Genomic DNA, 26553 nt, shown 5'->3' with positions numbered 1-26553 from the left:
TCTCGGTGTAGTAAGACGGATCAGACCGCGGCGGGCTCGGTCTTGCCGGTGTACTTGACGTACCCGTTCTCTTCCAGCTCGTCCGCCAGTTCCTTGCCGCCCGACTCGACGATCCTGCCGCCGGCGAAGACGTGCACGAAGTCCGGCGTGATGTGCCGCAGGATCCGCGTGTAGTGCGTGATCAGCATGACGCCGACCTCGCTGTTGGCCTTGTAGTCGTTGACGCCCTGCGACACGATCCGCAGCGCGTCGACGTCGAGGCCCGAGTCGGTCTCGTCGAGGATGGCGAACTTCGGCTTGAGCAGCGCCAGCTGCAGGATCTCGTGGCGCTTCTTCTCACCGCCGGAGAAGCCCTCGTTGACCGAGCGCTCGGCGAACTCCTGCGAGATCTCGAGCTTGCCCATCTCCTCCTTGACCTCCTTGACCCAGTGGCGCAGCTTGGGAGCCTCGCCACGGACCGCGGTGGCCGCGGTGCGGAGGAAGTTGGACATCGACACGCCCGGCACCTCGACCGGGTACTGCATCGCGAGGAACAGGCCCGCGCGGGCGCGCTCGTCGACGCTCATCTCGAGGACGTTCTCGCCGTCGAGCAGCACCTCGCCGGAGGTCACCTCGTACTTGGGGTGGCCGGCGATGGCGTAGGACAGGGTGGACTTGCCGGAGCCGTTGGGGCCCATGATCGCGTGCGTCTCGCCCGACTTGATGGTCAGGTTGACGCCCTTGAGGATCTCCTTGGCGCCTTCCTCGGTGGTCACCGAGGCGTGCAGGTCCTTGATTTCCAGGGTTGCCATTTCTTCGTTTTCCTAAGTCAGAGAGGGCGGTCAGGCACCGACGGCTTCGAGTTCGGCTTCGATCGCCGCTTCGAGGCGCTCGCGCACCTCGGGGACGTCGATCTTGACGAGGATCTCGTGGAAGAACCCGCGCACGACCAGGCGCCGCGCGGCTTCTTCGGCGATCCCGCGCGACTGCAGGTAGAACAACTGCTCGTCGTCGAACCTTCCCGTCGCGCTCGCGTGGCCGGCGCCTTCGATCTCGCCGGTCTCGATCTCGAGGTTCGGCACCGAGTCCGCGCGCGCCCCGGGCGTGAGCACCAGGTTGCGGTTGAGCTCGTAGGTGTCGGTGCCCTCGGCGGCGGCGCGGATCAGGACGTCGCCGATCCACACGGTGTGCGCCTCGTCGCCCTGCAGCGCGCCCTTGTACATCACGTTCGACTTGCAGTTGGGGACCGCGTGGTCGACGAAGAGGCGGTGCTCCTGGTGCTGGCCGGCGTCGGCGAAGTACAGGCCGAGCATCTCGACGTCGCCGCCCTTGTCCGCGAACGTCGCCGTCGGCGAGACGCGGACCAGGTCACCGCCCAGGGTGATGACGATGTGCTTGAGCGTGGCGTCGCGGCCGAGCTTGAGGTGCTGCTCGGAGACGTGCACCGCGTCGTCGGCCCAGTCCTGGACGCTGACCACGGTGACCTTCGCCGAGTCGCCGATGACGAACTCGACGTTGTCGGCGTAGGTGCCGGAGCCGACGTGGTCGAGCACGATCACGGCCTCGGCGAACGCCTCGGCGCGGACCTGCAGGTGCCCGTAGGCGACCTGGCCCTCGCCCGGGCCGTGGATCCGCAGCACGGACGGCTTCGACGCCTTCGTCTCCTTCGGCACCGTCACGACGGTGGCCTGCTTGAAGGAGGAGTACGCCTGCGCGGCGATCCGGTCGCTCGGGACACCGGCGGCACCCAGCCGCTCGTCGTCCCGGCCGACGGTCTCGATCTTCAGCTCGTCCGCCGCCTCGGTCTCGAGGGTGATCTCGCCGGTGGCGGTCGCGCTGCCGTCGTGCAGGCCGCGGAGGCGCTTCATCGGCGTGAAGCGCCAGTTCTCCTCACGGCCGCCCGGGACCTCGAAGGCCTCGACGTCGTAAGAAGTGAACCGCTCCGCGCGGGAGGCCGCCGGGATGACGGCCCCCTCGCGAAGGGCTTCGGAAACGTTGTTCTCGGTTACCGACATGACTAGCCGACGGACCCTTCCATCTGGAGCTCGATCAGGCGGTTCAGCTCGAGCGCGTACTCCATCGGCAGCTCACGGGCGATCGGCTCGACGAAGCCGCGCACGATCATCGCCATCGCCTCGGCCTCGTCGAGGCCGCGCGACATCAGGTAGAACAGCTGGTCCTCGCTGACCTTGGACACCGTGGCCTCGTGGCCCATGGACACCTCGTCGTTGCGGATGTCCACGTACGGGTACGTGTCCGAGCGCGAGATCGTGTCCACCAGCAGCGCGTCGCAGACCACGCTGGAGCGCGAGTGGTGCGCCCGCTTGGCGACCTTGACCAGGCCGCGGTAGGACGTCCGGCCGCCGCCGCGCGCCACCGACTTCGACACGATGGTCGAGGACGTGTACGGCGCGAGGTGCTCCATCTTGGCGCCCGCGTCCTGGTGCTGGCCCTCGCCCGCGAACGCGACCGACAGGACCTCGCCCTTGGCGTGCTCGCCCATGAGGAACACCGACGGGTACTTCATCGTCACCTTGGAACCGATGTTGCCGTCGATCCATTCCATGGTCGCGCCCTCTTCGCACTTGGCGCGCTTGGTGACCAGGTTGTAGACGTTGTTCGACCAGTTCTGGATGGTCGTGTAGCGGCAGCGGGCGCCCTTCTTGACGATGATCTCCACGACCGCCGAGTGCAGCGAGTCGGACTGGTAGATCGGCGCCGTGCAACCCTCGACGTAGTGCACGTACGCACCTTCGTCGACGATGATCAGGGTGCGCTCGAACTGGCCCATGTTCTCGGTGTTGATCCGGAAGTAGGCCTGCAGCGGGATCTCGACGTGCACGCCCTTCGGCACGTAGATGAACGAGCCGCCGGACCACACCGCCGTGTTCAGCGCGGAGAACTTGTTGTCCCCGGCCGGGATGACCGAGCCGAAGTACTCCTGGAACAGCTCCGGGTGCTCGCGCAGGCCCGAGTCGGTGTCGAGGAAGATCACGCCCTGCTCCTCCAGGTCCTCGCGGATCTGGTGGTAGACGACCTCGGACTCGTACTGCGCGGCGACACCGGCCACGAGGCGCTGCTTCTCCGCCTCGGGGATGCCCAGCTTGTCGTAGGTGTTCTTGATGTCCTCGGGCAGTTCCTCCCAGGAGGTGGCCTGCTTCTCCGTGGACCGCACGAAGTACTTGATGTTGTCGAAGTCGATCCCGGAGAGGTCCGCACCCCAGTTGGGCATGGGCTTCTTCTCGAAGAGCTTGAGCGCCTTCAGTCGCGCTTCGCGCATCCACTCCGGCTCGGACTTCTTCGCGGAGATGTCGGTGACGACGTCCTCGTTCAGCCCGCGACGGGCGCTGGCGCCCGCCTCGTCGGAGTCCGCCCAGCCGAACGCGTACTTGCCAAGGGACTCGATGGTCTCTTCCTGGCTCAGTGGCGCGGTGGTGGGAGTGCGCTGCTCGGCAGCGGCAGTCATGCGGGTTTCCCTCCATTCGGGATCCGTGCTGTGTGTCCCTCGGGGGACACCGTTCTCACCGGCTCGGGATGGGCCGGCTGACCCGCCGTGACGGGTACGTGGGTGGTGCACGCGGAGTCCCCGCGTGCGATGGTCGCCAGCCGCTGGACGTGGGTGCCCAGCAGCCGCGCGAACGCCTCCGTCTCGGCCTCGCACAGCTGCGGGAACTCCGCGGCGACGTGGGCGACCGGACAGTGGTGCTGGCAGAGCTGCGCGCCCACGTTCTGGCCGGGTGCCTGCTTTTCGAGGGCACCAGCACCGACCTGGCGGGTCGACGCAGCGTAGCCTTCCCTGGTCAGGGCGGCCGCGAGGGCCTCCGCCCGCGCCGCGGGATCACCCGGACCGGTGATCGCCGAGCGGTGCGGGCCGACCAGCTTCTCGATCCGGTGCTCGGCGAAGGCGCGCACGGCGTCCTCCCCGGCGTGCTCGGCGAGGAAGCGGATGGCGGAGACGGCCAGGTCGTCGTAGGCGTGCCCGAAGCGGGCGCGGCCTGCCTCGGTGAGCAGGAACAGCTTGGCCGGGCGCCCGCGGCCGCGGGGTCCGCGGCGGGAGGCGTCCCGGGTCTCGGCCTCGCCGTCGGCGAGCAGCGCGTCGAGGTGACGGCGGACGGCGGTCGGGCTGATGCCGAGCTGCTCGGCGACCACGACGGCGGTCATGGGACCCTGTTCCAGCAGCAGCCGGGCGACCTCGTGCCGGGTCTTGCCCTCGGCGCTGACCTGCGACGGGACAGGCGGATGCGCGGCGCGGGGCATGTCGCCGCCCGCCTGGTCACCCGCCTCCGTCTTTTTCACAACACAAGTGTGTCTTATTTCCCCGCGGGCGGCAAAGGCGGGGTGTCCGGCAGTGACCCGACTCACTCCGGGCCGGACCGATACCCTGCACGCGTGGCAGTGGGCGAACTCGGCGGGCAGTCCGAGCAGCAGGAGCGACCGGCGGCACAGCTCGTGAGCGAGAGTGCCCACCCGGTGACGCTCTCGCCCGTCCGCCCCCTCGAACCGCTCCCGCTGGAACCGGACGAACGGCGCGGCCTGCACGTCGTGCGGCGGTTCGGCACCGTCGGGTCGCTGTTCCTCGCGCTCGGCTCCCTCGGCGCGGGCGCCGCCCCGGTGATCAACCCGGTGCAGGAGATCCCGGTGCTGCGGCTGTTCACCCGGATCCCCACCGTGTCGCTGGCCATCGCCATCTCCGGCATGGGCATCCTGGTGCTGAGCTGGCTGATGCTCGGCAAGTTCGCCCTGCCCGACCGCGCCCGCCTGGCATCGCAGGGCCAGCTCGCGCGCACCATCGCGCTGTGGGTGCTGCCGCTGCTGGTCATCCCGCCGCTGTTCTCCCGCGACGTCTACAGCTACCTCGCCCAGAGCGAGATCGTGCACCGCGGGATGGACCCCTACGTGCTGGGCCCGGCGCAGGCACTCGGCGTCGCCGACCCGTTCACCTCGGGCGTGTCCAACATGTGGCGCGAGACGCCGGCGCCGTACGGGCCGGTGGTGCTGCGCCTCGGCGGCTGGCTGGCACCGATCTCGGGCAACAGCATCGCCGTGGGCGTGCTCCTGCAGCGGGCGATCGCGCTGGCGGGCGTCATCCTCATCGTCTGGGCGCTGCCCCGGCTGGCCCGCCGCTTCGGCGTCCAGCCCGCGACGGCGCTGTGGCTCGGCGCGGCCAACCCGCTGCTGATCTTCCACTTCGTCGCCGGCGCCCACAACGACGCGCTGGGCATCGGCCTCATGCTCGCCGGACTGGAGGTCGGCATCCGGCGGCTGCCGATCCGGGTCAAGGGCGACACCCCGCCGCCGCTGGCCCGCGGCGAGCTGCTCTACATCGGGCTCGGCGTCGCGATCATCACCCTCGGCGTCGCGGTGAAGCTGCCCGCGGTGTTCGCGCTGCCGTTCTTCGCGGTGATGGTGGCCCGGCGCTGGCACGGCAGGCTCAAGGACCTGTTCCTGGCGGGCGCGCCGATGGCGCTGTGGTTCGGCGTGGTCCTGGTCGCCGTGTGCTTCGGCACCGGACTGGGCTTCGGCTGGGTCGGGGCGACGTTCAACACCCCCGGCCTGGTCCGCTCCTGGATCTCCCCCACCGCCGAGCTGGCCAACCTCTCCGGCGTCCTCGGCATCGCGCTCGGCCTGGGCAACCACACGAACGCGCTGGTGCCGATCCTCGGTGCGCTCGGCTACCTCGTCGCCGTCGCGATCACGTTCAAGTTCCTCTGGGACAGCTTCAAGTGGCGCTACCGGCCGATCATCGGGCTCGGCGTCGCGCTGGGCGCGGCGATGATCCTGCAGATCAACCTGCAGCCGTGGTACCTGCTGTGGGCGGTCATCCCGCTGGCCGCGGCGGCCGGGACGTCCCGCTTCCGCGTCGCCGCGACGGTGATCAGCGCGGCCCTGCCGTTCCTGTTGCCGCCCACCGGCAGCACCTTCGACGGCCGCCCGTACGTGCTGCCGTTCGCCTACGTCGCGGCGATCGTCGTCTGCGGCACGGGCATGCTGGTCGTGCGGCGGCTGGCGCCGGTGTTGCTGTCGAGGCCGTCCCCGCGGGTACGCGCGCACGCCGACGCCGTATCGTGACCCGATGTGAGTGTCCCTGCCGTCGAGATCACCGGGCTGGTGAAAAGCTACGGTTCCACCCGCGCGGTCGACGGTCTCGACCTGCGGATGGAGCGCGGCACCCTGCTCGCCCTGCTCGGCCCGAACGGGGCCGGCAAGACCACCACCGTCGAGCTGTGCGAAGGCTTCCTGCGTCCTGATTCGGGCACGGTGCGCGTGCTCGGCCTCGACCCGGTGCGCGAGTCGGCCGAGCTGCGTCCCCGCGTCGGGATCATGCCCCAGGGCGGCGGCGCGTACCCGGGCGTGCGGGCCGACGAGATGCTCCGGCTGGTGGCCTCGTGCGCGGCGAACCCGCTGGACCCGGACTGGCTGCTGGAGGTACTCGGGCTGGCTTCGGTGCGCCGGACGCCGTTCAAGCGCCTCTCCGGCGGGCAGCAGCAGCGGCTTTCGCTGGCGTGCGCCCTGGTCGGCCGTCCGGAGCTGGTCTTCCTCGACGAGCCGACGGCGGGCATGGACCCGCAGGCCCGGCGCCTGGTGTGGGACCTGCTGGCGGCGTTGCGCCGCGACGGCGTCTCGGTGCTGCTGACCACGCACCTGATGGAGGAGGCCGAGGCGCTGGCCGACACGGTGGTGATCGTCGACCACGGCAAGGTGGTCGTCTCGGGCGCGCCGCAGTCGCTGACGATGGACGAAACGGGCGCGACGGGCCTGCGGTTCAAGGCACGGACGCGGCTGGACACCGGGCTGCTGACCGCGGCCCTGCCGGAGGGCTACGCGGTCCGCGAGTCGGCGCCGGGGACGTACGTGGTGGCGGGCGCGGTCGACCCGCAGGTGGTGTCGACGGTCACGGCGTGGTGTGCGCAGCAGGGTGTGCTGCCGGAGGAACTGCAGGTCGGCAAGCGGACCCTGGAAGAGGTCTTCCTGGAGCTGACCGGACGGGAGCTGCGGGCATGATTTCGTTTCCCGCCGGGACGTTCACCCCGGCGCCGGGCCGCGGTTCGCTGGGCCGGATGCTGCGCACACACGCGCGTGTCGAGGCGAGCCTGACGTTGCGCCACGGCGAGCAGATCCTGCTGACGCTGCTCATTCCCCTGGCCCTGCTGATCGGGCTGTCGCTTTTGGACATCCTCCCGGCGTCGTCGCTCGGCTCGGCGTCCAAAGTGGACGCGATCACGCCCCGCATCCTGGCGCTGGCGGTGATGTCGTCGGCGTTCACCGGGCAGGCGATCGCGCTGGGCTTCGACCGCCGGTACGGCGTTTTGAAGCGCCTCTCGGCGACGGCGCTGCCGCGGTGGCTGCTGGTGGCGGGCCGCCTCGCGGCCGCATTGCTGGTGGTGGCGCTCCAGTCGGTGATCCTCGGCGTGGTGGCGGCGTTCCTCGGCTGGTCCCCGTCGTTGTCCGGGCTTCTGTCGGCGATCCTGCTGCTGGTGCTGGGGACGCTGGCGTTCGGCGCGCTGGGCGTCCTCCTCGGCGGCGCGCTGCGGGCCGAGGCGGTGCTGGCGCTGGCGAACATCGTGTGGTTCGTGCTGCTGCTGGCGGGCGGCATCCTGCTGGCGCCTTCCTCGCTGCCCTCGGGGGTGGCCCACGTCGTGGAACTGCTGCCGTCGGGCGCGCTGGCGGAGGGCATGCGGACGGCGCTGGTGGACGGTTCCTTCGCTCCCGGGCCGCTCGCGGTGCTCGCGGTCTGGGCGGTGCTCGCGGGCGCCGTGGCTTCGCGGACGACGAAGCTCACCTGAGGTCCAGGGCAAAACTGACCTCACGGGACACCGGCCGCTCCTGCGAAAGTCCCCCGGTCCGGAGCCGAACCCGAGGGGTGGTCACATGGTGTCGAAAGCCCGCGTCGTCCTGATCATGCTGCTCCTGCTCCTCGTGGCGATCGGGCTGATCGTGCTGCTGGTGTCGGCGGGCGCGGGTGCCTTCTGGATCCGGACCGCGCCGATCGCGGTCCTGCTGATCGGCGGCCTCGCCGCGCAGTCGCTCGGCCTGTTCCAGAAGAAGGAAAAGAAAACCGAGTGACCTAGGTCCCTTGCGCCCGCGCCGCGGTTCTGGGCGCCGGGACCTGCCGAAAGCCCGCGTTCCGCGCGCTCTACCATCGGATGCGTGCCGTTCACCAGCCTCGTCGCCCGCCTGCCGTATCCCTCCGCCGCCGTGCAGCGGGCCGTCGGGATCGCCGCCGTCCTCGCGCAGGCGCTGATCGGCGTCACCGGGTCCATCGTGCGCGTCACCGGGTCCGGGCTGGGCTGCCCGACCTGGCCGCAGTGCGTGGCAGGCAGCCTGGTGCCCGTCGACCACCCGGGCATCCACGCGCTCAACCAGTGGATCGAGTTCGGCAACCGGATGCTCACCGGCGTCGTCATCGTCGTCGCGGCCATCGCCGTCGTCACGGCGTGGCGCGTGCAGATCGACCACCCCGGCCGCAGGCGCCTGGTCAAGCTGGCCTGGACGATGCCGGGCGGTGTCGTGCTGCAGGCCGTCATCGGCGGCCTGACGGTGCTGGCCAAGCTGGAGTGGTGGACGGTCGCGATCCACTTCCTCGCGACGACCCCGCTGGTCTGGCTGGCCGTCCTGCTGCTGCGTGCGTTCCGCGAAGGCGACGAGCCCGCGCGCCTGCTGGTTCCGGCCGCCGGCCGCACGATCCTGGTCGCGCTCGCGGCGGTGATGTGGCTCGTGCTGGCCGCGGGCACGACGGTGACCGGCGCCGGCCCGCACAGCGGCGACATCAACACCCACCGCCTCGACGCCCCGGTCGAGACGCTCGCCCAGGTCCACGGCGGGCTCCTGGTGCTCTATCTGCTCCTGCTCGCGGTGTTCGGCCTCCAGCTCCTGCGCGTCGGCGCGCCGAAGAGCCTGTGGCAGCGCTACACGGCGGTGTGGGTGGTCGCGCTGGCCCAGGGTGGCCTCGGTTCGCTGCAGTACGCGCTGGGCGTGCCCGAGGCGATGGTGTCGTTCCACGTCCTCGGCGCGATGGCGGTGATCATCGCGACGGCGTCCCTGTGGACCGGCAGCCGCGACCGCGGCCCGGTGACGTCGCTGACCCCGGCCCCGAAGGAACTCGCCGCCGCCTGACGGCCATGCCCGCGTAACTCCACGGCGGGATCCCCGTCGCGACCGGCGGCTACGGTCCGGGCCATGACCTCGCGCGCCGTCCCCAAGCCGCTGATCTCCCACCGCCGCGGCCCGGGCGAGATGATCGTGCTCAAGACGTTCCTGCTGGTGCCGTTCGCGGCGCTCCTGGCGGCGGTCCCGCTGGCGTGGGGCTGGGGTATGACATGGCTCGACCTGGCACTCGCGGCGGCGTTCTACGTGTTCGCGACGCTGGGGGTGACGGTGGGCTACCACCGCTACTTCACGCACGGCGCGTTCAAGGCATCCCGCCCGCTGCGAGTGGCGCTGGCGATCGCGGGCAGCATGGCGGTCCAGGGCTCGGTGATCTTCTGGGTGGCCAGCCACCGCAGGCACCACGCCTTCGCCGACCGCGACGGCGACCCGCACTCCCCCTGGCTGTTCGGCACGTCACCGGCAGCGTTGCTACGCGGTTTCTGGCACGCCCACATGGGCTGGATGTTCGGCCGCGAGGTGACGAACGCGGACCGTTTCGCCCCGGACCTGCTGGCAGACCCGGACATCCGCTGGGTGAACCGCTATTTCTGGCTGTGGATCACGGCCAGCCTGACCCTCCCGGCCGTTCTGGGCGGCTTGCTGTCGTGGTCATGGTGGGGCGTGGTGACGGCGTTCTTCTGGGCCGGCCTGGTGCGCATCGCGTTCCTGCACCACGTGACGTGGTCGGTGAATTCGGTGTGCCACCTGATCGGAGCCCGCCCCTTCACCAGCCGCGACCGGGCAGCGAACTTCTGGCCGCTGGCCCTGCTCTCGATGGGCGAGTCGTGGCACAACTCCCACCACGCGGATCCGACGTGTGCGCGGCATGGGGTGCTGCGGGGACAGGTGGATGTCTCGGCTCGGGTGGTCTGGTTGTTCGAGCGGCTGGGCTGGGCGACGGAGGTGCGGTGGCCGCGGGCGGAAAGGCTGGCCGCCAAACGAGCCTGAACTCACCCACGGTAACCTGTTCTCGCAGAAAGTGATCTGCTCAGTACGACAACTACACAGAGGGAGAGATCGCGTGGAGCACCACGGCGGCGGTGGCGGCGGCGAAGGCGGCGGCAACACCGGTAACTGATCTCTCCAGGGACCCCGGAGAGCATTTCGGTCGAAAGCGAAGCCGCATTGGCGCAGTGCGGCTTCCTTCCGATCACCTCCGCGGCCAGCAGAACGCGATCCCGTACTCCTCCCGCGGGTGGCAGTACCCCGCGAAGGTGTGCTGCACGAACCCGTCCCCGACGTCGAGCAGGCGCGGACTCCCTGCCGGCGGCCCGCCCTGCGCCACCCCGTGGTGGTCGACCGTGACGCTGATCCACTTCCGCTCTTCGCCGAGCTGCCCGTCGATCGCCTCGGAGACGAAGTGGTAGGGCTCATCGAGCTTCAGCTTCCGCCGGAACCGCAGCCTGACCGGCACGGAGGACGCACTGAGACGGCAGTTCCAGATCGCTTTCACCGGGATGTCGGCGCCATTGCCCGCCCAGCCTGTCAACGCTTGGACGTCGTAGCCGTCGACGCCGTCCCTGCGGGCGACGATGTCCCGCTCGGTGATGCGGCGCAGCGCCATCCGCCGGTGCATGACGACGGTCACGAGCATCCGTTCCACGAACACCGGCTGCGCACCTTCGGAGGGCATGCGGCACCCATCCGGGCTTCCTTCGTCGGGCTGTGTTCCGGCCGTGGCCGCGCGCCCGATGTCCACGTACGGCAGCCAGTCTTCGCCGTCCAGGTGCTCGAGCCTGGCCGCTGCCGGAATCGATCACCGAGGTTCGGCGCCCATGCGGTACTGCCGTCCGGAACCGGCGGCAGGCAGAATGCGGCCGGTTCCGTCGACGATCAATCCCCAGATGGCCTACGCACGCAGTTCCGGGTGGCCGACGGCAGCGATGCGGTCGGATCGACGAGACAACCGAGCCCGGTTTCCGCGCCACCGGACGAGTTCCCGTTCTCTTGATAATCCGCGAGAAAGTCGGACAAGCAACATCTCCCGCAGCACCAAAGATCATTCCCGGTCCGGGACTTCGCGAGTCACCCTGAACTCGACGTGCCGGTACACCACGAAGAGAGGTAGTACGGTGCGGAAAACGATCAAAGCCGGCCTGGCCGGAATCGGCGCGCTTTATCTGGTGACCGGCTCCGTGGCCGTCACCGCCATCGGAGCCGTCCTCGCCCTCGCCGCCATGCGGGTCGTGCGGTGACTACGCCAGCTGCTGCCGTACCGCCGATGCGAAACGCATCGCCGCGCTCGGGTCCGCCTGGCGGAAGCCCAGGGACGGCTCCGTCAGCTCCAGTTCCAGCGGCAGCGGCCGCCCGTCGGCGCCGCGGACCACGTCGACCCTTGCGTACAGCAGCTCGGCGCGCAGGATGCCCAGCAGCGCCGACGCTGCGTCGAGGACGTCCTCGGCCAGGGCCATCGTGTCGGCCGGTGGCTCCGCCTTGGCCAGCTGCTCCGCCAGGTACAGCCCCGATCCGTCCATTGTGGAGCGGAGCATCGCGCCCTTGGCGAAGGCGTGGGAATAGATTCCGCCGAAGTACACCAGTGCCAGCTCGCCGTCGGTGTCCACACTGGACTGGTACGGCTGGATCAGCGCCGGGTGACCTTCGGCGTGCAGCGCGGCCACGTGCGCGGCAGCGTCCGCACCCGCCGCGAAGCGGGCCGCTCCGCGGGAGCCCGCGCCCACCGAGGGCTTCACCACGAACTCCGTCGATGGGAAGCGTGCCGCCGACCCCGGCGGCACCACCGTGGTCGGGACCACCGGGAGACCCGCGTCGAGCAGCTCCACCAGGTACGCCTTGTCCGTGTTCCAGCGGACCACGTCCGCGGAGTTGACCAGCGCCGGGACCGACTCGCACCAGTCCAGGAACTCCGCGCGCCGGGACGGGTAGTCCCAGGTCGCGCGCAGGATGACCGCGTCGGCCGCCGCGAAGTCGAACTGCGCGTCCCACGGTGCCCACGACACCGAGAACCCGAGGGACTCCAGGGCGGGGATCACCGCCGCTTCGTCGCCGTCGCCTTTCGGGAGCTCCGCGCAGCCGACCAGGACCGCCGTGCGGGTCACTTGCCCGCCATCTTGCGGCGGTGCTCCGGGCCGATCTTCGCCTGGTTGACCGTCTCCGCGTCCCACGTCGCCGGGTCGAGGTCCTCGACCGCCTCGACCAGCGCCTCGCCCGTCGCCACCGACGGCACCACGACGTCGCCGAGCGCGCCGTCGGCGCCGACCAGGACCACGCGGGCACCCGCCCGGCCGATGTTCTCCACCACCGCGCGGGACGGCTTGCCGTGCGCCTTCACGAACTTGCGGGCCGCGGCCAGCTGGGCGCCGGTCGGGGCAACGACAGTCTCAGATGATTCGGACACGGACAGCACGATAACCAACAACCCGCCGGAACGCGGAACAGCGTGGCGTCGGCCATAGTTGCACCCGGGAGAACCCGACCCGAGGAGGAACCCATGCCCACCGCAGTGCAGGTGACGAAGACCGGCGGCCCGGAAGTGCTCGAACCGGCCGAAGTGGACGTCCCGGCGCCGCAGGCCGGCGAGCTGCTGGTCGACGTCGCCGCGGCCGGGGTCAACTACATCGACACCTACCAGCGGCAGGGCATCTACCCGGTGGAGCTGCCGTTCGTGCCCGGCCTCGAAGGGGCAGGCACGGTCGTCGAGGCGGGCGAGGGCTCGGGTTTCGCGCCTGGTGACCGCGTCGCCTGGCAGGGGTCGATCGGCAGCTACGCCGCGCGCAAGATCGTGCCCGCGTCGGTGGCGGTGCGGGTCCCCGATGGCGTCTCCCTGGAGACCGCCGCCGCGACGATGCTGCAGGGCATCACCGCGCACTACCTGGTCGCCTCCACGTTCGAGGTCAAGCCGGGCCACGACGTGCTGGTGCACGCGGCCGCGGGCGGCGTCGGCCTGCTGCTGGTGCAGCTGGCCAAGGCCCGCGGCGCCCGGGTCATCGGCACGGTGTCGACCGAGGAGAAGGAGAAGCTGGCCCGCGAAGCCGGCGCCGACGAGGTCATCCGCTACGACCGCGAGGACTTCGCGAAGATCACCCGCGAGCTGACGAACGGCGAAGGGGTGGACGTCGTCTACGACGGCGTCGGCAAGGACACCGTCGACGGCAGCCTGGCCAGCCTGAAGATCCGCGGCCTGCTCGCGCTGTTCGGCGCGGCCAGCGGCCCGGTCCCGCCCCTGGACCCGCAGCGCCTCAACGCGGGCGGCTCGCTCTACCTGACCCGCCCGACGTCGGTGCACTACACGCGCACGCGCGAGGAGATCGACTGGCGGTCCAAGGAGCTGTTCGACGCCGTCCAGGCGGGCACGCTGACCATCCGCGTCGGCGGCAAGTACGCCCTCGCCGACGCCCGCCAGGCCCACGAGGACCTGCAGGGCCGCCGCACCACCGGCAAGCTGCTGCTCATCCCGTGAAAGCCGTGAATGGCCCGTTGCCGGACATCGGCAATGGGCCATTCACGGAGCAGCTCAGCCCTTGGCGGGAGAGACCGAGACGGCGTCGGTGACGAAGACCAGGGTCTCGTTGGGCTTCATGCGGCCGCCGCCGTCGCCGTAGGCGAGGTCCGGGGGGATGATCAGCAGGCGGCGGGCGCCCTGCTTGATGCCCGCCAGGCCCTGGTCCCAGCCCGGGATGACCTGGCCCGCGCCGAGGTCGAGGTCGAACGTCTCGCCGCGGTCGAAGGAGCTGTCCAGCTTCTTCTTGTCCGACCAGGTCACCAGCAGGTAGTTCATCTTCAGCTGCTGACCGGCCTTCGCGCCCTCGCCCGTGCCTTCGGACAGGTCCTTCGTGATCAGCTGCTTCGGCGGGTCGCACGAGTCGGGAATGGTGATCGTCGGCACCTCGCCGAACTTCCCCGTCGTCTTGATGTCGTCCGCGGTGCACGGTCGCCGCACCGGATCGTCCTGGCCGCACGCGGCCAGCGACAGCGCCGCCGCGGCGACGACCACGATCTTCCCGATTTTCTGCATGCCGGGCACCCTAGCCAAGCACGGAGAGTGCCGGCACCTCCTCGCCGGTGACGACCACGCCGAGCCGCCGGGTCGCCCTGGTCAGTGCCACGTACAGGTCGTTGAGCCCGCGCGGCGAGCCCGCGACGACCTCGTCCGGCGCCACCAGCACCACCGAGTCGAACTCCAGGCCCTTCGCGCGCTCGACGGTCAGCACGCTCAGCCGTTCGCCGCGCCCGGGCAGCAGCGCCGAAACCGCGTCCAGCCGCCCGGCGGGCACCAGCACCGCCACGGTGCCACCGTCCACAGCGGACAGTTCGGCGTCCACCAGGCCGGGCAGTTCCGCGGACAGCGAAGCCGGGCGGACCGACCACGGCGGCACCCCGGTCTCCCGCACCGACGCCGGCGCCGAAAGCGACGGCGACACCTCGGCGAGCACCCGCGCCGCGACCGCCATGATCTCGGCAGGCGTGCGGTAGTTCACCGTCAGCTCCTCCAGGCGCCACCGGTCCTCGACGTACGGCGAGAGCACCTCGCCCCACGACCGCGCCCCGCCCGCCGCGCCGGTCTGGGCGACGTCGCCGACCAGCGTCATCGAGCGGTTCGGCGAGCGCCGCATGAGCAGCCGCCAGTCCATCGCCGACAGTTCCTGTGCCTCGTCGACGATCACGTGCCCGAACGTCCACGTCCGGTCCTGCGCGGCCCGCTGGGCGGCGGTCAGCTCGCTGCGGGCCTGCTGGCGCTCGGCGAACAGCTCGGCGTCGAGGACGTCGGAGACGCGCAGCAGCTCCTCGTCGATGATCTCCTCGTCCTGTTCGAGGATGTCGAGCACGCCCTCGGCGTACGCGCGTTCCTCGCGTTCACGGCGCTTGCGCTCGATGCGGGCTTCGGTGTCGTCGACGCCGATCAGCTCGGCCAGCTCGTCGAGCAGCGGCACGTCCGCCGGGGTCCAGCGCGCATCGCGGCCGCTTTCCAGCAGGTCGCGGTCGGCCGGGGACAGCAGCTTGCCCGCCGCGCTGTCGAGCCGTTCGCGGTCGGCGAACAGGTCGTCGAGGACGCCTTCCGGGGTGAGCACCGGCCACAGCTCGTCCAGCGCCGCCGCGACGTTCTCGTCCGCGGCCAGCTCGGCGCGGATGTCGGCGAAGTCCTGCCCGTCGAGCAGGTCGTCGCCCAGTTTCCGGGCGGCCTGGCGGGTCAGCGCGTCGAGGACGTCGGAGACGAACAGCCGCCGCGCCGGGTTGTGCGGGCGCCGCGACCGGCGGGCACGCGTGCGGGCGTCGGTGCACGTCTTGCGGTCGAGCCGCAGGACGTCGTGCTCGTACTCGATCTCCAGGACCGGCTCGGGCACGCGCTGGCGGTCGCGGACGGCGTTGGCGAGCACCTCGGCCATCACCAGCCTGCCCTTGACCTCCGTGGCTTCGCGGGATTCGACGCCGTCGGCGTCCAGGCCCGGGTAGAGCTGCCCGATGGTGGCCAGCAGCACACCGGTCTCGCCCAGTGACGGCAGCACCTGGCCGATGTAGCGCAGGAACGTGCTGTTCGGGCCGACGACGAGCACGCCGCGCGTGGTGAGCTGCTGGCGGTGCGTGTAGAGCAGGTAGGCCGCGCGGTGCAGCGCGACGGCGGTCTTCCCGGTGCCCGGCCCGCCCTGCACGACCATGACGCCGCCGAGCGGGGCGCGGATGATCCGGTCCTGCTCGGCCTGGATGGTCGCGACGATGTCGCTCATCTCGCCGGTGCGCCGCTTCTCCAGTGCGGCCAGCAGTGCGGCCTCGCCCGCCAGCCCGAGGTCCTGGCCCTGGTCGGCGGCGGTGAGGTCGAGGATCTCGTCGTCGAACCCGGTGACCTTGCGGCTCAGCGACCGCAGGTGCCGCCGTCGCCGCACCCCTTCGGGCGACGCCGCGGTGGCGAGGTAGAACGGCCGCGCGACCGGCGCCCGCCAGTCGACCAGCAGCGGCTTGTAGTCGTCGTCTTCGTCGAACAGCCCGAGCCGCCCGATGTAGGTGGTCTCTTCGGCGCTTTCGGGGACGAAGTCCAGCCGCCCGAAGGCCAGGCCCTGCTCGACGGAGCCGAGCTGGGCGAGCCGGTCGGTGTAGAGGGTGGTGGCGACGTCGCGTTCGGTGCGCGCCTGCGGGGTGCCCCCGGTCTGCTGCAAGGTCTCGTCGAGGCGGCGCTGGGCGTCGGCGCGCTCGGCGTCGAGCTTCGCGTAGAGGGTGGTGACGTACGCCTGCTCGCGGGCGAGCTCGGCGGAAAAGTCGTCCGAAGACAAGGATCCTGCTTTCGCCTCAAGGAAAAAAGGGCCGGACAAGTCTAACGACCCCGGCCCCGCGATCATTCCGGCCCGAGGCCGCAGTACGGGTAGACCTCACCGGCGCGGACGGCGGCGGGCACCACCCGCTCCCCCACCGCGCACGACACACTCGCCGGTGGCAGCTCCTCACCTCCGGCCAGCCGCCCGGCCGCGTCGCGGAACACCACCGCCGCACCCCGGCTCGTCAGTGCGCGGCAGTTCGAGGACCGGTACCGGACTCCGCCCGGGACGACGGTCGCGGTCACCGGTGTGTAGCCGCCGAGGGACTCGGCAGGGAGCCAGATCACCGGGCCGACCGACGGGTGGTCGAGGGCGACGCCGATGCGCGCTCCCGGGGTGAGCACCGGCACCTCGGCCGTCCGGGTGCCGGACGTCACGACGATCCGGTAGGCGGCCAGGGTGCTGGTGTTGTCCAGCACCGCCGCGCCGGGGCCCTCTTCGGCGATGCGCACGCTGCCGCCGTCGGGGGCCGGGCCGGGCAGGGCCGTGATGCGGGACGGGATGGTGCAGCCGCCGGTCAGCAGGCGCTCGTCCAGGGGCGGGAGCTTGCCGCGGCCGAGGAGGACCAGCAGGCCCAAGACGACGACCGCGGCCGCCGCGGTCACGATCCGTCTCAGAACGGCAGGCCGAGGGTCGGCAGCCCGATCGCCGAGTCGACGGCCAGGGCGACGAACACGATCATCAGGTACGTGTTCGAGCGGTGGAACAGCGCCATCGGCTTGGTCTCCTCGCCCCGCCGCACCGCCGCCTGGAGGCTGTGCGCGTAGAACAGGAACCAGCCGCCTGCCAGGATGGCGAACGTGCCGTACAGCCAGGACGTCACCGGGAGCAGCAGCAGCGTCCACGCCACCATCACCCACGAGTAGATGACGATCTGGCGGGCGACGTGCTGGGCGGTGGCGACCACCGGCAGCATCGGGACGCCGGCGCGCTCGTAGTCGTCGCGGTACTTCATGCCGAGCGCCCACGTGTGCGGCGGCGTCCAGAAGAAGATGACGCCGAACATCACGAACGCCGGCCACTGCACCGTGCCGGTGACCGCGGCCCAGCCGATCACGACCGGCATGCAGCCCGCCGCGCCGCCCCAGACCACGTTCTGTGACGTGCGCCGCTTCAGGCCGAGCGTGTAGACGAAGATGTAGAAGAGGATCGTCGCCACGGCCAGCACGGCCGAGAGCAGGTTCACCGTGAAATACAGCACGGCGAACGAGGCGACACCCAGCACCAGGCCGAAGATCAGCGCGCCGCGGCGGGGCACCGAGTCCTTCACCAGCGGGCGGCGCTTCGTGCGGTTCATCACCTTGTCGATGTCCGCGTCGATCACGCAGTTGAGCGCGTTCGCGCTGCCCGCGGCCATCGTCCCGCCGACCAGCGTGGCCAGTACCAGCCACGGCGAGGGGATCTGACGGCCGGCGAGGAACATCGCCGGGATGGTGGTCACCAGGAGCAGCTCGATGACCCGCGGCTTCGCCAGCGCGGCGTAGGCGCCGACGACCCTGCGGAGGCTTCGCCGCTCACCGTGCGGTCGTTCACCGGTCGGGTGCACGGCGCTGGTGTCTTCACTGCGTCCGTGCGCAGCGTTCACCAACGACATTTCACTCCCTGCGTCAGGTTCGGGCGGGACAGTCCGGGTAGCCGAAGAACCAGCCCTACTGAACCCTGAACCGATGTTAGACGTGGTGAATCCCGTGGGTGATCGCGGGTCCTCGACCGGCCGAAGCACTAGGCTGGCCGCGACGGGCCGCGTTTGCCCCTGCGCATGGCCGCGAGCAGGAATATCGTCCCTTCGGGATCGATTGAGATAAGTAGCCGCGCGCACGGGTAACCGGAACGAGGAAGACCAGCCGCAACCATCATGACCGGGAGTTGGAGTTCAGTGTCCGAAACCGCCCCTACCAGCGAGAACAACCCACTCCTCCGGCGCAACACGCCCGCCGACTGGACCGACACCGACACCCGCGCCGTGGACACCGTCCGGGTGCTCGCGGCCGACGCGGTCGAGAACTGTGGCAGCGGCCACCCCGGCACCGCGATGAGCCTGGCGCCGCTGGCCTACACGCTGTTCCAGCGCGCCATGCGCCACGACCCGAGTGACCAGCACTGGGCGGGCCGCGACCGCTTCGTGCTGTCGGCCGGGCACTCCAGCCTGACCCTCTACATCCAGCTGTTCCTCGCCGGCTACGGCCTCGAGCTGGAGGACCTCAAGCAGCTGCGCAAGTGGGGCTCCAAGACCCCCGGTCACCCGGAGTACCGGCACACCGACGGCGTCGAGACCACCACCGGCCCGCTGGGCCAGGGCCTGGCCAACGCCGTGGGCATGGCGATGGCCGCCCGCCGCGAGCGCGGCCTGCTCGACCCGGACGCCGCGCCCGGCGAGAGCATCTTCGACCACTACATCTACGTGATCGCCTCCGACGGCGACATCGAAGAGGGCGTCACCTCCGAGGCCTCGTCCATCGCGGGCCGCCAGGAGCTGGGGAACCTGATCGTCTTCTACGACGACAACAAGATCTCGATCGAGGACGACACCAACATCGCGCTGTCCGAGGACACCGTCGCGCGCTACGAGGCCTACGGGTGGCACACCCAGGTCGTCGAGGGCGGCGAGGACGTCGTCGCGATCGAGGAGGCCATCAAGGCCGCCAAGGCCGAGACGCAGCGCCCGTCGTTCATCGCGCTGCGGACCGTGATCGGCTACCCGGCGCCGAAGAAGATGGGCACCGGCAAGGCGCACGGCGCCGCGCTGGGCGCCGAAGAGGTCGCCGCGGTCAAGGAGATCCTCGGCTTCGACCCGGAGCAGTCGTTCCAGGTCGAGGACGACGTGCTCAAGCACACCCGCCAGGCGCTCGACCGCGGCAAGGCCGCGCACGCCGAGTGGCAGGAGAAGTACGACGCGTGGGCCGCGGCCAACCCGGAGCGCAAGAAGCTCGCGGACCGGCTGGCCACGCGCACGCTGCCCGAGGGCTTCGCCGACAACCTGCCGACGTGGGAGCCGGACGCCAAGGGCATCGCGACCCGCAAGGCCTCCGGTGAGGTGCTGAGCGCGCTGGCCGACCCGCTGCCGGAGCTGTGGGGCGGCTCGGCCGACCTGGCCGAGAGCAACAACACGACGATGAAGGGCGCCGACTCGTTCGGTCCCGAGAAGGCCGCCACCGACATGTGGCAGGCCAACCCGTACGGCCGGACGCTGCACTTCGGCGTCCGCGAGCACGCCATGGGCTCGATCCTCAACGGGATCGCGCTGCACGGCGGCACCCGCCCGTACGGCGCGACGTTCCTCATCTTCTCCGACTACATGCGCCCGCCGGTCCGGCTGGCCGCGCTGATGAAGGCGCCGGTCATCTACGTGTGGACGCACGACTCGATCGGCCTCGGCGAGGACGGGCCGACGCACCAGCCGATCGAGCAGCTCTCCTCGCTCCGCGCGATCCCGGGCCTCAACGTCGTCCGCCCGGCGGACGCCAACGAGACCGCCTACGCGTGGAAGGCGATCCTGGAGGACACCGAGCACCCGTCCGGCCTGGCGCTGACCCGCCAGAACGTGCCGGTGCTCGAAGGCACGAACGCCGAAGGCGTCAAGAAGGGCGGGTACGTGCTCGCCGAGGCGTCGAACGGCGCGCCCGAGGTGGTGCTGATCGCCACCGGGTCCGAGGTGCAGCTGGCCGTCGAGGCCCGCAAGACCCTGGAGGCCGACGGCGTGCCCACGAGCGTCGTGTCGATGCCGTGCGTCGAGTGGTTCGACGCGCAGGAGCAGTCCTACAAGGACGCGGTCATCCCGCCGACGGTGAAGGCGCGCGTGTCCGTCGAGGCGGGCGTCGCCCAGTCGTGGCACCGCTTCACCGGTGACGCCGGGGTGAACGTTTCGATCGAGCACTTCGGTGCGTCGGCCGACGCGGCCACACTGTTCCGTGAGTTCGGGTTCACCGCGGAAGCCGTCGTCGAGGCCGCCCGTCGCTCGATCGCCAACACCAAGAATTCCTGAAGGGGATGACGCAGCAATGAGCAACGACAAGCTCGCGCAGCTGTCCGAGGCCGGAGTCTCCATCTGGCTGGACGACCTTTCGCGGGAACGCCTGAACACCGGCAACCTCGCCGGCCTGGTCCGCGACAAGCACGTCGTGGGCGTGACGACCAACCCGACGATCTTCGCCAACGCGATGTCGAAGGGCGAGGCCTACGACGAGCAGACGAAGGAACTGGCCGCCCGCGGCGCCGACGTCGAGGCGACCATCCGGGAGCTGACCACCACCGACGTCCGCAACGCCGCCGACCTGTTCCGCGACGTCTACACCGCCACCAACGGCGTCGACGGCCGCGTCTCCATCGAGGTCGACCCGCGGCTGGCCAAGGACTCCGAGAAGACGGTGGCCGAGGCGCAGGACCTGTGGAAGACCGTGGACCGGCCGAACGTGCTGATCAAGATCCCGGCCACCGAAGAGGGCCTGCCCGCCATCACCAGGACCCTGGCCGAGGGCATCAGCGTCAACGTCACGCTGATCTTCTCCGTCGAGCGGTACAAGAAGGTCATCGAGGCCTTCTTCGCCGGCCTGGAGCAGGCGAAGGCCAACGGCCACGACCTCAAGGGCATCCACTCGGTCGCGTCGTTCTTCGTGTCCCGGGTGGACACCGAGATCGACAAGCGCCTGGAGGCGATCGGCACCGACGAGGCCAAGGCCCTGCGCGGCAAGGCCGCCGTCGCCAACGCCCGGCTCGCCTACGCGGCGTACGAGGAGCTGTTCGCCTCCGACCGCTGGAAGAAGCTCGCCGAGCAGGGCGCCAACGCGCAGCGCCCGCTGTGGGCGTCGACCGGCGTGAAGAACCCGGACTACTCCCCGACGCTCTACGTCGACCAGCTCGTCGTGGCCGACACCGTCAACACCATGCCGGAGAAGACCCTCGACGCGGTCGCCGAGCACGCCGAGATCACCGGTGACCAGGTCACCGGCCGTGGCGCCGAGGCGCAGGAGGTCTTCGACAAGCTCGAAGCCGTCGGCATCGACATCCGCGACGTCTTCCTGACGCTGGAGAACGAAGGCGTCGAGAAGTTCGAGAAGTCGTGGACCGAACTGCTCGAAACCGTCAAGGGCCAGCTCGAGAACGCGAAGGGCTGAAGCACGACATGACGACAGGGGAAAAGACCGGCGTCGAGATCGTGGACGCCGAACTGGCGGAGCGTGCTGCGCCCCTCGTCGACCGGCTGGTCGCCGACCAGGCCGCCTCGAAGCTGGCCGCGCAGGACGCGACGCTCTGGGGGCCGGACGCCGAGCCCGAGGCGTCGATCCGGCTGTCGTGGACGACGCTGCACAAGTCGTCGCGGCCGCTGATCGGCGAGATCGAGGCCCTGCGGACCGAGCTGCGCTCCGAGGGCGTCGACCGGGTCGTGCTGGCCGGCATGGGTGGCTCGTCGCTGGCGCCGGAGGTGATCACCGGGACCGAGGGCGTCGCGCTGACCGTGCTCGACACCACCGACCCCGGCCAGGTCGCCGACGCGCTCGCCGGCGACCTGGAGCGCACGGTCATCGTGGTGTCGTCGAAGTCCGGCGGCACCGTCGAGACCGACAGCCACCGGCGGATCTTCGCCAAGGCGTTCGCCGACGCGGGGATCGACGCGGCCCGGCGGATCGTGGTCGTCACCGACCCCGGCTCGCCGCTGCAGGAACTGTCCGAAAAGGAGGGATACCGCAAGGTCTTCCTCGCCGACCCGCACGTCGGCGGCCGCTACTCGGCGCTGACCGCGTTCGGGCTGGTCCCGGCGGGCCTGGCGGGCGCGGACGTCGCCCGGCTGCTGGACCAGGCCGCCTCGGTGGCCGAGGACCTCGCCGCGGACGACGCGGCCAACCCGGCGGTCAAGCTGGCCGCCGCGTGGGCCGCCGCGCACGAGGCGGGCGCGGAGAAGGTCGTCCTGGCCGACACCGGCTCGGGCATCAAGGGCTTCCCGGACTGGGCCGAGCAGCTGATCGCCGAGTCCACCGGCAAGCTGGGCACCGGCCTGCTGCCGGTCGCGGTCGAGGGCCCGGAGGCACCCGGGTTCGCCGACGCGAAGGACGACGCCACGCCGACCGCGGTCGGCAGCGCGCAGGGGGCGGCGAAGATCGCCGTCACCGGCTCGCTCGGCGCGCAGTTCCTGCTCTGGGAGTTCGCCACGGCACTGGCCGGGCGGCTGATCGGGATCAACCCGTTCGACCAGCCCGACGTCGAGGCGGCGAAGAAGGCGGCGCGCGCGCTGCTGGACGACCCGGAGAAGCTCAAGGGCGGCGAGTCGGCGTCCAATGTGGACGGCGCGGTCGAGATCTTCGGCAGCGACGGGGTTTCGACGGACGGCAGCCTGACCGACGTGCTGCGCGCGTTCTTCGCTTCGGCGCCGGACGCGGGCTACATCGCCGTGCAGGCCTACCTCGACCGCCTCGACGACGCGTCGACCGCGGTGCTGCGCGGCGAGATCGCCAAGCGCACCGGGAAGCAGACGACGTTCGGCTGGGGCCCGCGGTTCCTGCACTCCACCGGCCAGTACCACAAGGGCGGCCACCAGAACGGCGTCTTCCTGCAGCTGACCGGGGCCGTCGAGAACGACCTCGACGTGCCGGACCGGCCGTACACGCTGGGACAGCTGCAGCACGCGCAGGCCCTCGGCGACGGGCAGGTGCTCGCCGAGCACGGCCGCCCGGTGCTGCGCCTGCACCTGACCGACCGGGCCGCGGGCCTCGCGGCCGTCGTCCGCGCGGTACAGGAGGCCGGCGCATGACGTGGAAGAACCCGCTGCGCGATCCGCGGGACAAGCGGCTCCCGCGGATCGCCGGGCCGTCCAGCCTGGTGATCTTCGGCGTCACCGGCGACCTGGCCCGCAAGAAGCTGATGCCCGCCATCTACGACCTGGCCAACCGCGGGCTGCTGCCCGCGGGCTTCTCGCTCGTCGGCTTCGCCCGCCGCGACTGGGAGCACCAGGACTTCGGCGAGCTCGTGCACGACTCGGTCAAGGAGCACGCGCGGACGCCGTTCAAGGAGTCGGTGTGGAACCGGCTCGCCGAAGGCATCCGGTTCGTGCAGGGCACCTTCGACGACGACGACGCCTTCGACCGGCTCGCCCAGACGGTCAAGGAGCTCGACGAGGAGCGCGGCACCGGCGGCAACACCGCGTTCTACCTGTCGATCCCGCCGAGCGCGTTCCCGGTGGTGACCAAGCAGCTGGCCCGGTCCGGGCTGGCGAACGCCGACGACAAGACGTGGCGGCGCGTGGTCATCGAGAAGCCGTTCGGGCACGACCTGAAGAGCGCCGAAGAGCTGAACGCGATCGTCAACGACGTCTTCCCCGAGGAGTCGGTGTTCCGCATCGACCACTACCTCGGCAAGGAGACGGTGCAGAACATCCTGGCGCTGCGCTTCGCCAACCAGCTGTTCGAGCCGATCTGGAACGCCAACTTCGTCGACCACGTGCAGATCACCATGGCCGAGGACATCGGCCTCGGCGGCCGCGCGGGGTACTACGACGGCATCGGCGCCGCGCGCGACGTCATCCAGAACCACCTGCTGCAGCTGCTGGCCTTCACCGCGATGGAGGAGCCGCTGTCGTTCGAGCCGCGGGCACTGCGCGCGGAGAAGATCAAGGTGCTCTCGGGTGTCAAGCCGGTCGAGCCGCTGAGCGAGACCACCGCCCGCGGCCAGTACGCGGGTGGCTGGCAGGGCGGCACGAAGGTGCCGGGCCTGCTCCAGGAAGAGGGTTTCGCGAAGGACTCCAAGACCGAAACCTACGCCGCGGTGACCCTGGAGGTGCAGAACCGCCGCTGGGCCGGGGTGCCGTTCTACCTGCGCACCGGCAAGCGGCTCGGCCGCCGCGTCACCGAGATCGCCGTGGTGTTCAAGCGGGCGCCGCACCTGCCGTTCGACTCGACCTCGACCGAGGAGCTGGGGCAGAACGCCCTGGTCATCCGGGTCCAGCCGGACGAGGGCATCACGCTGCGGTTCGGCTCGAAGGTGCCGGGGACCACGATGGAGGTCCGCGACGTCACGATGGACTTCGGGTACGGGCACGCGTTCACCGAGTCCTCCCCCGAGGCCTACGAACGCCTGATCCTCGACGTCCTGCTCGGCGAGCCGTCGCTGTTCCCGGTGAACGAAGAGGTCGAGCTGTCCTGGAAGATCCTCGACCCGATCCTCGAGCACTGGGCCAAGCAGGGCACCGCGCCCGAGCAGTACCCGCCGGGCACCTGGGGTCCGCCGTCCGCCGACGAAATGCTGGAGCGCACCGGCCGGAAATGGAGGCGCCCGTGATCATCGACCTGCCGTCCACCACGACTTCGGCGCTGAACAAGAAGCTGGTGGAGATCCGCGAACAGGGCGGGCAAGTCGCGCTCGGGCGGGTGCTGACGCTGGTGATCGTGGCCGACGACGACGCCAACCTCGAAGACGCCATCGAAGCGGCCAACGGCGCGAGCCGTGAGCACCCGTCGCGGGTGATCGTGGTCGCCAAGGGCGCGCGCACCGCGGCGCCGCGCATAGACGGCCAGATCCGGGTCGGCGGCGACGCCGGCGCGAGCGAGGTCATCGTGCTGCGGCTCTACGGCCCGCTGGCCTCGCAGGGCCAGAGCGCGGTGGTGCCGCTGCTGCTGCCGGACGCGCCGATCGTCACCTGGTGGCCCGGTGCCGGCCCGAAGGACCCGGCACAGGACCCGCTGGGCCAGCTGGCGCAGCGCCGGATCACCGACTCCGCCGCGGAGAAGAGCCCGGTCCGGGCACTGGCCACGCGTGCGAAGGCCTACACCGCGGGCGACACCGACCTGGCGTGGACCCGGCTGACCCGCTGGCGGGCGCAGCTGGTGTCGGCGCTGGACCTGCCGCCGTTCGAGAAGGTCACCGGCGCGACCGTGACCGGCGAGGCGGACTCGCCGTCCACCGAGCTGCTCGCCGCCTGGCTGGCCGAGTACCTCAAGGTGCCGGTGAAGCGGGTCAAGAGCACCGGCGCGGCCGGGATCATCTCGGTGACCCTGAACCGCCGGTCGGGCCCGGTCGAGCTGCACCGCCCGGACGGGCGCGTCGGCACGCTGACCCAGCCGGGCCAGCCGACCCGGCGGATCGCCCTGCAGCGGCGGGACAACCAGGACTGCCTGATCGAGGAGCTGCGCCGGCTCGACCCGGACGAGGTCTACGAAGCGGCCCTGCGCGGGCTGGGCAAGATCACCTCCGGCACGAACGGCAAGCCGGCGGCGCCGCCGAAGGCCGACGTCACCTCGCCTGCCGCCGCGGCCGCCGCCACGGAACCCGCTGCGGCTCCGGCTTCTGCTGCGAAGAAGGCGAAGGCCGCTACCAGCAAGAAGAGCGAATCATGAGCAAGACCGAGGTGGTCGTCTACGCGAACCAGGACCTGCTGGCGGCCGCGGCGGCCGCGCGGCTGGTCACGCGGCTGGTGGACGTCCAGGCGGCCAAGGGTTCGGCGTCGCTGGTGCTCACCGGCGGCGGGACGGGCATCGCGGTGCTGTCGGAGCTGCGTGCGTCGACGGCCCGCGACGCGATCGACTGGTCGCGGCTGGACATCTACTGGGGCGACGAGCGGTTCGTGCCGGCGGATTCCGACGACCGGAACGAGAAGCAGGCCCGCGAAGCGCTGCTGGACCACGTCCCGCTGGACCCGAAGCGCGTACACGTGATGGCGCCGTCGGACGGCGAGTTCGGCGACGACCCGGACGCGGCGGCCGCGGCGTATGCCGAGGTGCTGGCGTCCAACGCGGGCCCGGAGGACCACGGCGACGTGCCGTCGTTCGACATCATGCTGCTGGGCCTCGGCGGCGAGGGGCACACCGCGTCGGTGTTCCCGGAGTCGCCCGCGGTCTACGAGACGGAGCGGTCGGTGGTGGCGGTGCGCAACTGCCCCAAGCCCCCGCCGACGCGGATTTCCCTGACCCTCCCGGCCATCCGGCGCGCCCGGGACGTCTGGCTGATGACGGCGGGCGAAGCCAAGGCCGACGCGGTGGCGCTGGCCCTGTCGGGCGCGGGCGAAGTCCAGCTCCCGGTGGCCGGAGCCCGCGGACACCGCCGGACGCTGTGGCTCCTCGACCGCGCCGCGGCGGGCAAGCTGACGAAGGTGTACCAGCCGCCCACGGCGTGAGTGCTGTCGGTGAAGGCCCCCTCGGTTCGTGCCGAGGGGGCCTTCGCCGTTGCGTGCCCGGACCGGCCC

25 protein-coding genes and 1 tRNA gene are annotated in these 26553 nt (G+C 70.9%); 14 read left to right on the top strand and 12 right to left on the bottom strand.

The annotated features are described in order from the left end of the window. Nucleotides 1-20 precede the first annotated feature (20 nt). Genes sufC through ABJI51_RS01890 form a run of 4 tightly spaced genes read right to left on the bottom strand, consistent with a single transcriptional unit; the run spans nt 21 to nt 4275 of the window. Nucleotides 21-791 (bottom strand): Fe-S cluster assembly ATPase SufC, encoded by a 771-nt coding sequence (sufC, locus tag ABJI51_RS01905; protein ID WP_348947119.1) that lies wholly within the window; start codon nt 789-791, stop codon nt 21-23. Nucleotides 792-821: 30 nt separating this feature from the next. Beyond that, nucleotides 822-1994 (bottom strand): Fe-S cluster assembly protein SufD, encoded by a 1173-nt coding sequence (gene sufD / locus ABJI51_RS01900; protein WP_348947118.1) that lies wholly within the window; start codon nt 1992-1994, stop codon nt 822-824. A gap of 2 nt (nt 1995-1996) precedes the next feature. Further along, nucleotides 1997-3445 carry a Fe-S cluster assembly protein SufB gene (sufB, locus tag ABJI51_RS01895; RefSeq protein WP_348947116.1) on the bottom strand — a complete coding sequence of 483 codons (1449 nt, stop codon included), beginning with the start codon at nt 3443-3445 and terminating at the stop codon, nt 1997-1999. Next, nucleotides 3442-4275 carry a helix-turn-helix transcriptional regulator gene (locus tag ABJI51_RS01890; protein ID WP_431605552.1) on the bottom strand — a complete coding sequence of 278 codons (834 nt, stop codon included), beginning with the start codon at nt 4273-4275 and terminating at the stop codon, nt 3442-3444. Before ABJI51_RS01890 ends, sufB begins: the two co-directional genes overlap by 4 nt. Nucleotides 4276-4428: 153 nt before the next feature. Here ABJI51_RS01890 and mptB point away from each other — a divergent pair, with 153 nt between their 5' ends. The 6 genes from mptB to ABJI51_RS01860 all read left to right on the top strand — a co-directional run bounded on the left by mptB (nt 4429) and on the right by ABJI51_RS01860 (nt 10074). Then, nucleotides 4429-6048, top strand: a complete 1620-nt coding sequence (gene mptB, locus ABJI51_RS01885; RefSeq protein WP_431605567.1) for a polyprenol phosphomannose-dependent alpha 1,6 mannosyltransferase MptB — start codon at nt 4429-4431, stop codon at nt 6046-6048. Between the two features lie 6 nt (nt 6049-6054). After that, complete coding sequence (locus ABJI51_RS01880; RefSeq protein ID WP_348947114.1) at nt 6055-6981, top strand: ABC transporter ATP-binding protein; 927 nt, start codon at nt 6055-6057, stop codon at nt 6979-6981. Beyond that, nucleotides 6978-7763, top strand: coding sequence for an ABC transporter permease (locus tag ABJI51_RS01875; RefSeq protein WP_348947112.1), 786 nt, complete (start codon nt 6978-6980; stop codon nt 7761-7763). Before ABJI51_RS01880 ends, ABJI51_RS01875 begins: the two co-directional genes overlap by 4 nt. An 85-nt stretch (nt 7764-7848) precedes the next feature. After that, nucleotides 7849-8043, top strand: coding sequence for a hypothetical protein (locus ABJI51_RS01870; protein ID WP_348947110.1), 195 nt, complete (start codon nt 7849-7851; stop codon nt 8041-8043). An 84-nt stretch (nt 8044-8127) separates the two neighbouring features. After that, a complete protein-coding gene (locus ABJI51_RS01865) occupies nt 8128-9093 on the top strand; it encodes a COX15/CtaA family protein (protein WP_348947108.1) in 966 nt (321 codons plus the stop codon). 63 nt (nt 9094-9156) lie between these two features. Next, nucleotides 9157-10074, top strand: coding sequence for an acyl-CoA desaturase (locus ABJI51_RS01860; protein WP_348947107.1), 918 nt, complete (start codon nt 9157-9159; stop codon nt 10072-10074). A gap of 202 nt (nt 10075-10276) precedes the next feature. Here the strand turns inward: ABJI51_RS01860 and ABJI51_RS01855 are convergent, their stop codons facing one another. Continuing rightward, a complete protein-coding gene (locus tag ABJI51_RS01855) occupies nt 10277-10759 on the bottom strand; it encodes a hypothetical protein (RefSeq protein WP_348947106.1) in 483 nt (160 codons plus the stop codon). Between the two features lie 439 nt (nt 10760-11198). Between ABJI51_RS01855 and ABJI51_RS01850 the strand changes: the two genes are divergently transcribed. Then, on the top strand, nt 11199-11321 hold the full coding sequence (locus ABJI51_RS01850; protein WP_348947105.1) for a hypothetical protein: 123 nt from the start codon (nt 11199-11201) through the stop codon (nt 11319-11321). Here the strand turns inward: ABJI51_RS01850 and ABJI51_RS01845 are convergent, their stop codons facing one another. From ABJI51_RS01845 to ABJI51_RS01835, 3 genes are all read right to left on the bottom strand, one after another. Further along, the gene (locus tag ABJI51_RS01845) at nt 11322-12182 is read right to left on the bottom strand and encodes an ATP-grasp domain-containing protein (RefSeq protein WP_348947103.1); all 861 of its coding nucleotides are present in this window, start codon (nt 12180-12182) and stop codon (nt 11322-11324) included. It lies immediately after the preceding gene. After that, complete coding sequence (locus ABJI51_RS01840) at nt 12179-12481, bottom strand: hypothetical protein (protein ID WP_348947101.1); 303 nt, start codon at nt 12479-12481, stop codon at nt 12179-12181. Before ABJI51_RS01840 ends, ABJI51_RS01845 begins: the two co-directional genes overlap by 4 nt. Before the next feature lie 112 nt (nt 12482-12593). Further along, a tRNA-Arg gene (locus tag ABJI51_RS01835) sits at nt 12594-12682 on the bottom strand. Here ABJI51_RS01835 and ABJI51_RS01830 point away from each other — a divergent pair. Continuing rightward, on the top strand, nt 12635-13543 hold the full coding sequence (locus ABJI51_RS01830; protein ID WP_348947660.1) for a quinone oxidoreductase family protein: 909 nt from the start codon (nt 12635-12637) through the stop codon (nt 13541-13543). The genes ABJI51_RS01835 and ABJI51_RS01830 overlap by 48 nt on opposite strands. A 54-nt stretch (nt 13544-13597) precedes the next feature. On the opposite strand, the gene ABJI51_RS01825 is transcribed toward ABJI51_RS01830, so the two are convergent. From ABJI51_RS01825 to ABJI51_RS01810, 4 genes are all read right to left on the bottom strand, one after another. Then, the gene (locus tag ABJI51_RS01825) at nt 13598-14098 is read right to left on the bottom strand and encodes an FKBP-type peptidyl-prolyl cis-trans isomerase (protein ID WP_348947099.1); all 501 of its coding nucleotides are present in this window, start codon (nt 14096-14098) and stop codon (nt 13598-13600) included. 10 nt (nt 14099-14108) lie between these two features. Next, nucleotides 14109-16346, bottom strand: coding sequence for a HelD family protein (locus ABJI51_RS01820; RefSeq protein WP_348947098.1), 2238 nt, complete (start codon nt 16344-16346; stop codon nt 14109-14111). Nucleotides 16347-16408: 62 nt separating this feature from the next. Then, entirely contained in the window at nt 16409-16993 is a 585-nt protein-coding gene (locus ABJI51_RS01815) for a hypothetical protein (protein WP_348947097.1), read from the bottom strand. Between the two features lie 8 nt (nt 16994-17001). Beyond that, the gene (locus ABJI51_RS01810) at nt 17002-17982 is read right to left on the bottom strand and encodes a heme o synthase (RefSeq protein ID WP_348947095.1); all 981 of its coding nucleotides are present in this window, start codon (nt 17980-17982) and stop codon (nt 17002-17004) included. A gap of 282 nt (nt 17983-18264) precedes the next feature. Between ABJI51_RS01810 and tkt the strand changes: the two genes are divergently transcribed. Genes tkt through pgl form a run of 6 tightly spaced genes read left to right on the top strand, consistent with a single transcriptional unit; the run spans nt 18265 to nt 26484 of the window. Continuing rightward, nucleotides 18265-20370 (top strand): transketolase, encoded by a 2106-nt coding sequence (tkt, locus tag ABJI51_RS01805; protein WP_348947094.1) that lies wholly within the window; start codon nt 18265-18267, stop codon nt 20368-20370. Between the two features lie 16 nt (nt 20371-20386). Then, nucleotides 20387-21499, top strand: a complete 1113-nt coding sequence (tal, locus tag ABJI51_RS01800; RefSeq protein WP_348947093.1) for a transaldolase — start codon at nt 20387-20389, stop codon at nt 21497-21499. Between the two features lie 8 nt (nt 21500-21507). Then, nucleotides 21508-23130: a glucose-6-phosphate isomerase gene (locus ABJI51_RS01795; protein ID WP_348947091.1), complete on the top strand. Its 1623-nt coding sequence runs from the start codon at nt 21508-21510 to the stop codon at nt 23128-23130. Next, nucleotides 23127-24653 (top strand): glucose-6-phosphate dehydrogenase, encoded by a 1527-nt coding sequence (gene zwf, locus ABJI51_RS01790; RefSeq protein ID WP_348947090.1) that lies wholly within the window; start codon nt 23127-23129, stop codon nt 24651-24653. Before ABJI51_RS01795 ends, zwf begins: the two co-directional genes overlap by 4 nt. Continuing rightward, on the top strand, nt 24650-25708 hold the full coding sequence (gene opcA, locus ABJI51_RS01785) for a glucose-6-phosphate dehydrogenase assembly protein OpcA (RefSeq protein WP_348947089.1): 1059 nt from the start codon (nt 24650-24652) through the stop codon (nt 25706-25708). The genes zwf and opcA overlap by 4 nt, the downstream gene beginning before the upstream one ends. Beyond that, nucleotides 25705-26484 (top strand): 6-phosphogluconolactonase, encoded by a 780-nt coding sequence (gene pgl / locus ABJI51_RS01780; RefSeq protein ID WP_348947087.1) that lies wholly within the window; start codon nt 25705-25707, stop codon nt 26482-26484. The genes opcA and pgl overlap by 4 nt, the downstream gene beginning before the upstream one ends. Nucleotides 26485-26553 lie beyond the last annotated feature (69 nt).

Origin of the sequence: Amycolatopsis melonis, assembly GCF_040064235.1 — a bacterium.
GTDB classification, from domain to species: Bacteria; Actinomycetota; Actinomycetes; order Mycobacteriales; family Pseudonocardiaceae; genus Amycolatopsis; species Amycolatopsis melonis.
The sequence above is the reverse complement of the archived record's forward strand: the minus strand, read 5'-3'. Positions and strand labels throughout refer to the sequence as shown.

Excerpts from the sequence above, each read along its gene's own strand:
- ABJI51_RS01810 (WP_348947095.1), bottom strand. The coding sequence starts at position 17,982 with ATGTCGTTGGTGAACGCTGCGCACGGACGCAGTGAAGACACCAGCGCC.
- ABJI51_RS01870 (WP_348947110.1), top strand. The coding sequence starts at position 7,849 with ATGGTGTCGAAAGCCCGCGTCGTCCTGATCATGCTGCTCCTGCTCCTC.
- zwf (WP_348947090.1), top strand. The coding sequence starts at position 23,127 with ATGACGTGGAAGAACCCGCTGCGCGATCCGCGGGACAAGCGGCTCCCG.
- sufD (WP_348947118.1), bottom strand. The coding sequence starts at position 1,994 with ATGTCGGTAACCGAGAACAACGTTTCCGAAGCCCTTCGCGAGGGGGCC.
- ABJI51_RS01795 (WP_348947091.1), top strand. The coding sequence starts at position 21,508 with ATGACGACAGGGGAAAAGACCGGCGTCGAGATCGTGGACGCCGAACTG.
- ABJI51_RS01855 (WP_348947106.1), bottom strand. The coding sequence starts at position 10,759 with ATGCCCTCCGAAGGTGCGCAGCCGGTGTTCGTGGAACGGATGCTCGTG.
- pgl (WP_348947087.1), top strand. The coding sequence starts at position 25,705 with ATGAGCAAGACCGAGGTGGTCGTCTACGCGAACCAGGACCTGCTGGCG.
- tal (WP_348947093.1), top strand. The coding sequence starts at position 20,387 with ATGAGCAACGACAAGCTCGCGCAGCTGTCCGAGGCCGGAGTCTCCATC.
- ABJI51_RS01860 (WP_348947107.1), top strand. The coding sequence starts at position 9,157 with ATGACCTCGCGCGCCGTCCCCAAGCCGCTGATCTCCCACCGCCGCGGC.
- sufB (WP_348947116.1), bottom strand. The coding sequence starts at position 3,445 with ATGACTGCCGCTGCCGAGCAGCGCACTCCCACCACCGCGCCACTGAGC.
- ABJI51_RS01825 (WP_348947099.1), bottom strand. The coding sequence starts at position 14,098 with ATGCAGAAAATCGGGAAGATCGTGGTCGTCGCCGCGGCGGCGCTGTCG.
- sufC (WP_348947119.1), bottom strand. The coding sequence starts at position 791 with ATGGCAACCCTGGAAATCAAGGACCTGCACGCCTCGGTGACCACCGAG.
- ABJI51_RS01875 (WP_348947112.1), top strand. The coding sequence starts at position 6,978 with ATGATTTCGTTTCCCGCCGGGACGTTCACCCCGGCGCCGGGCCGCGGT.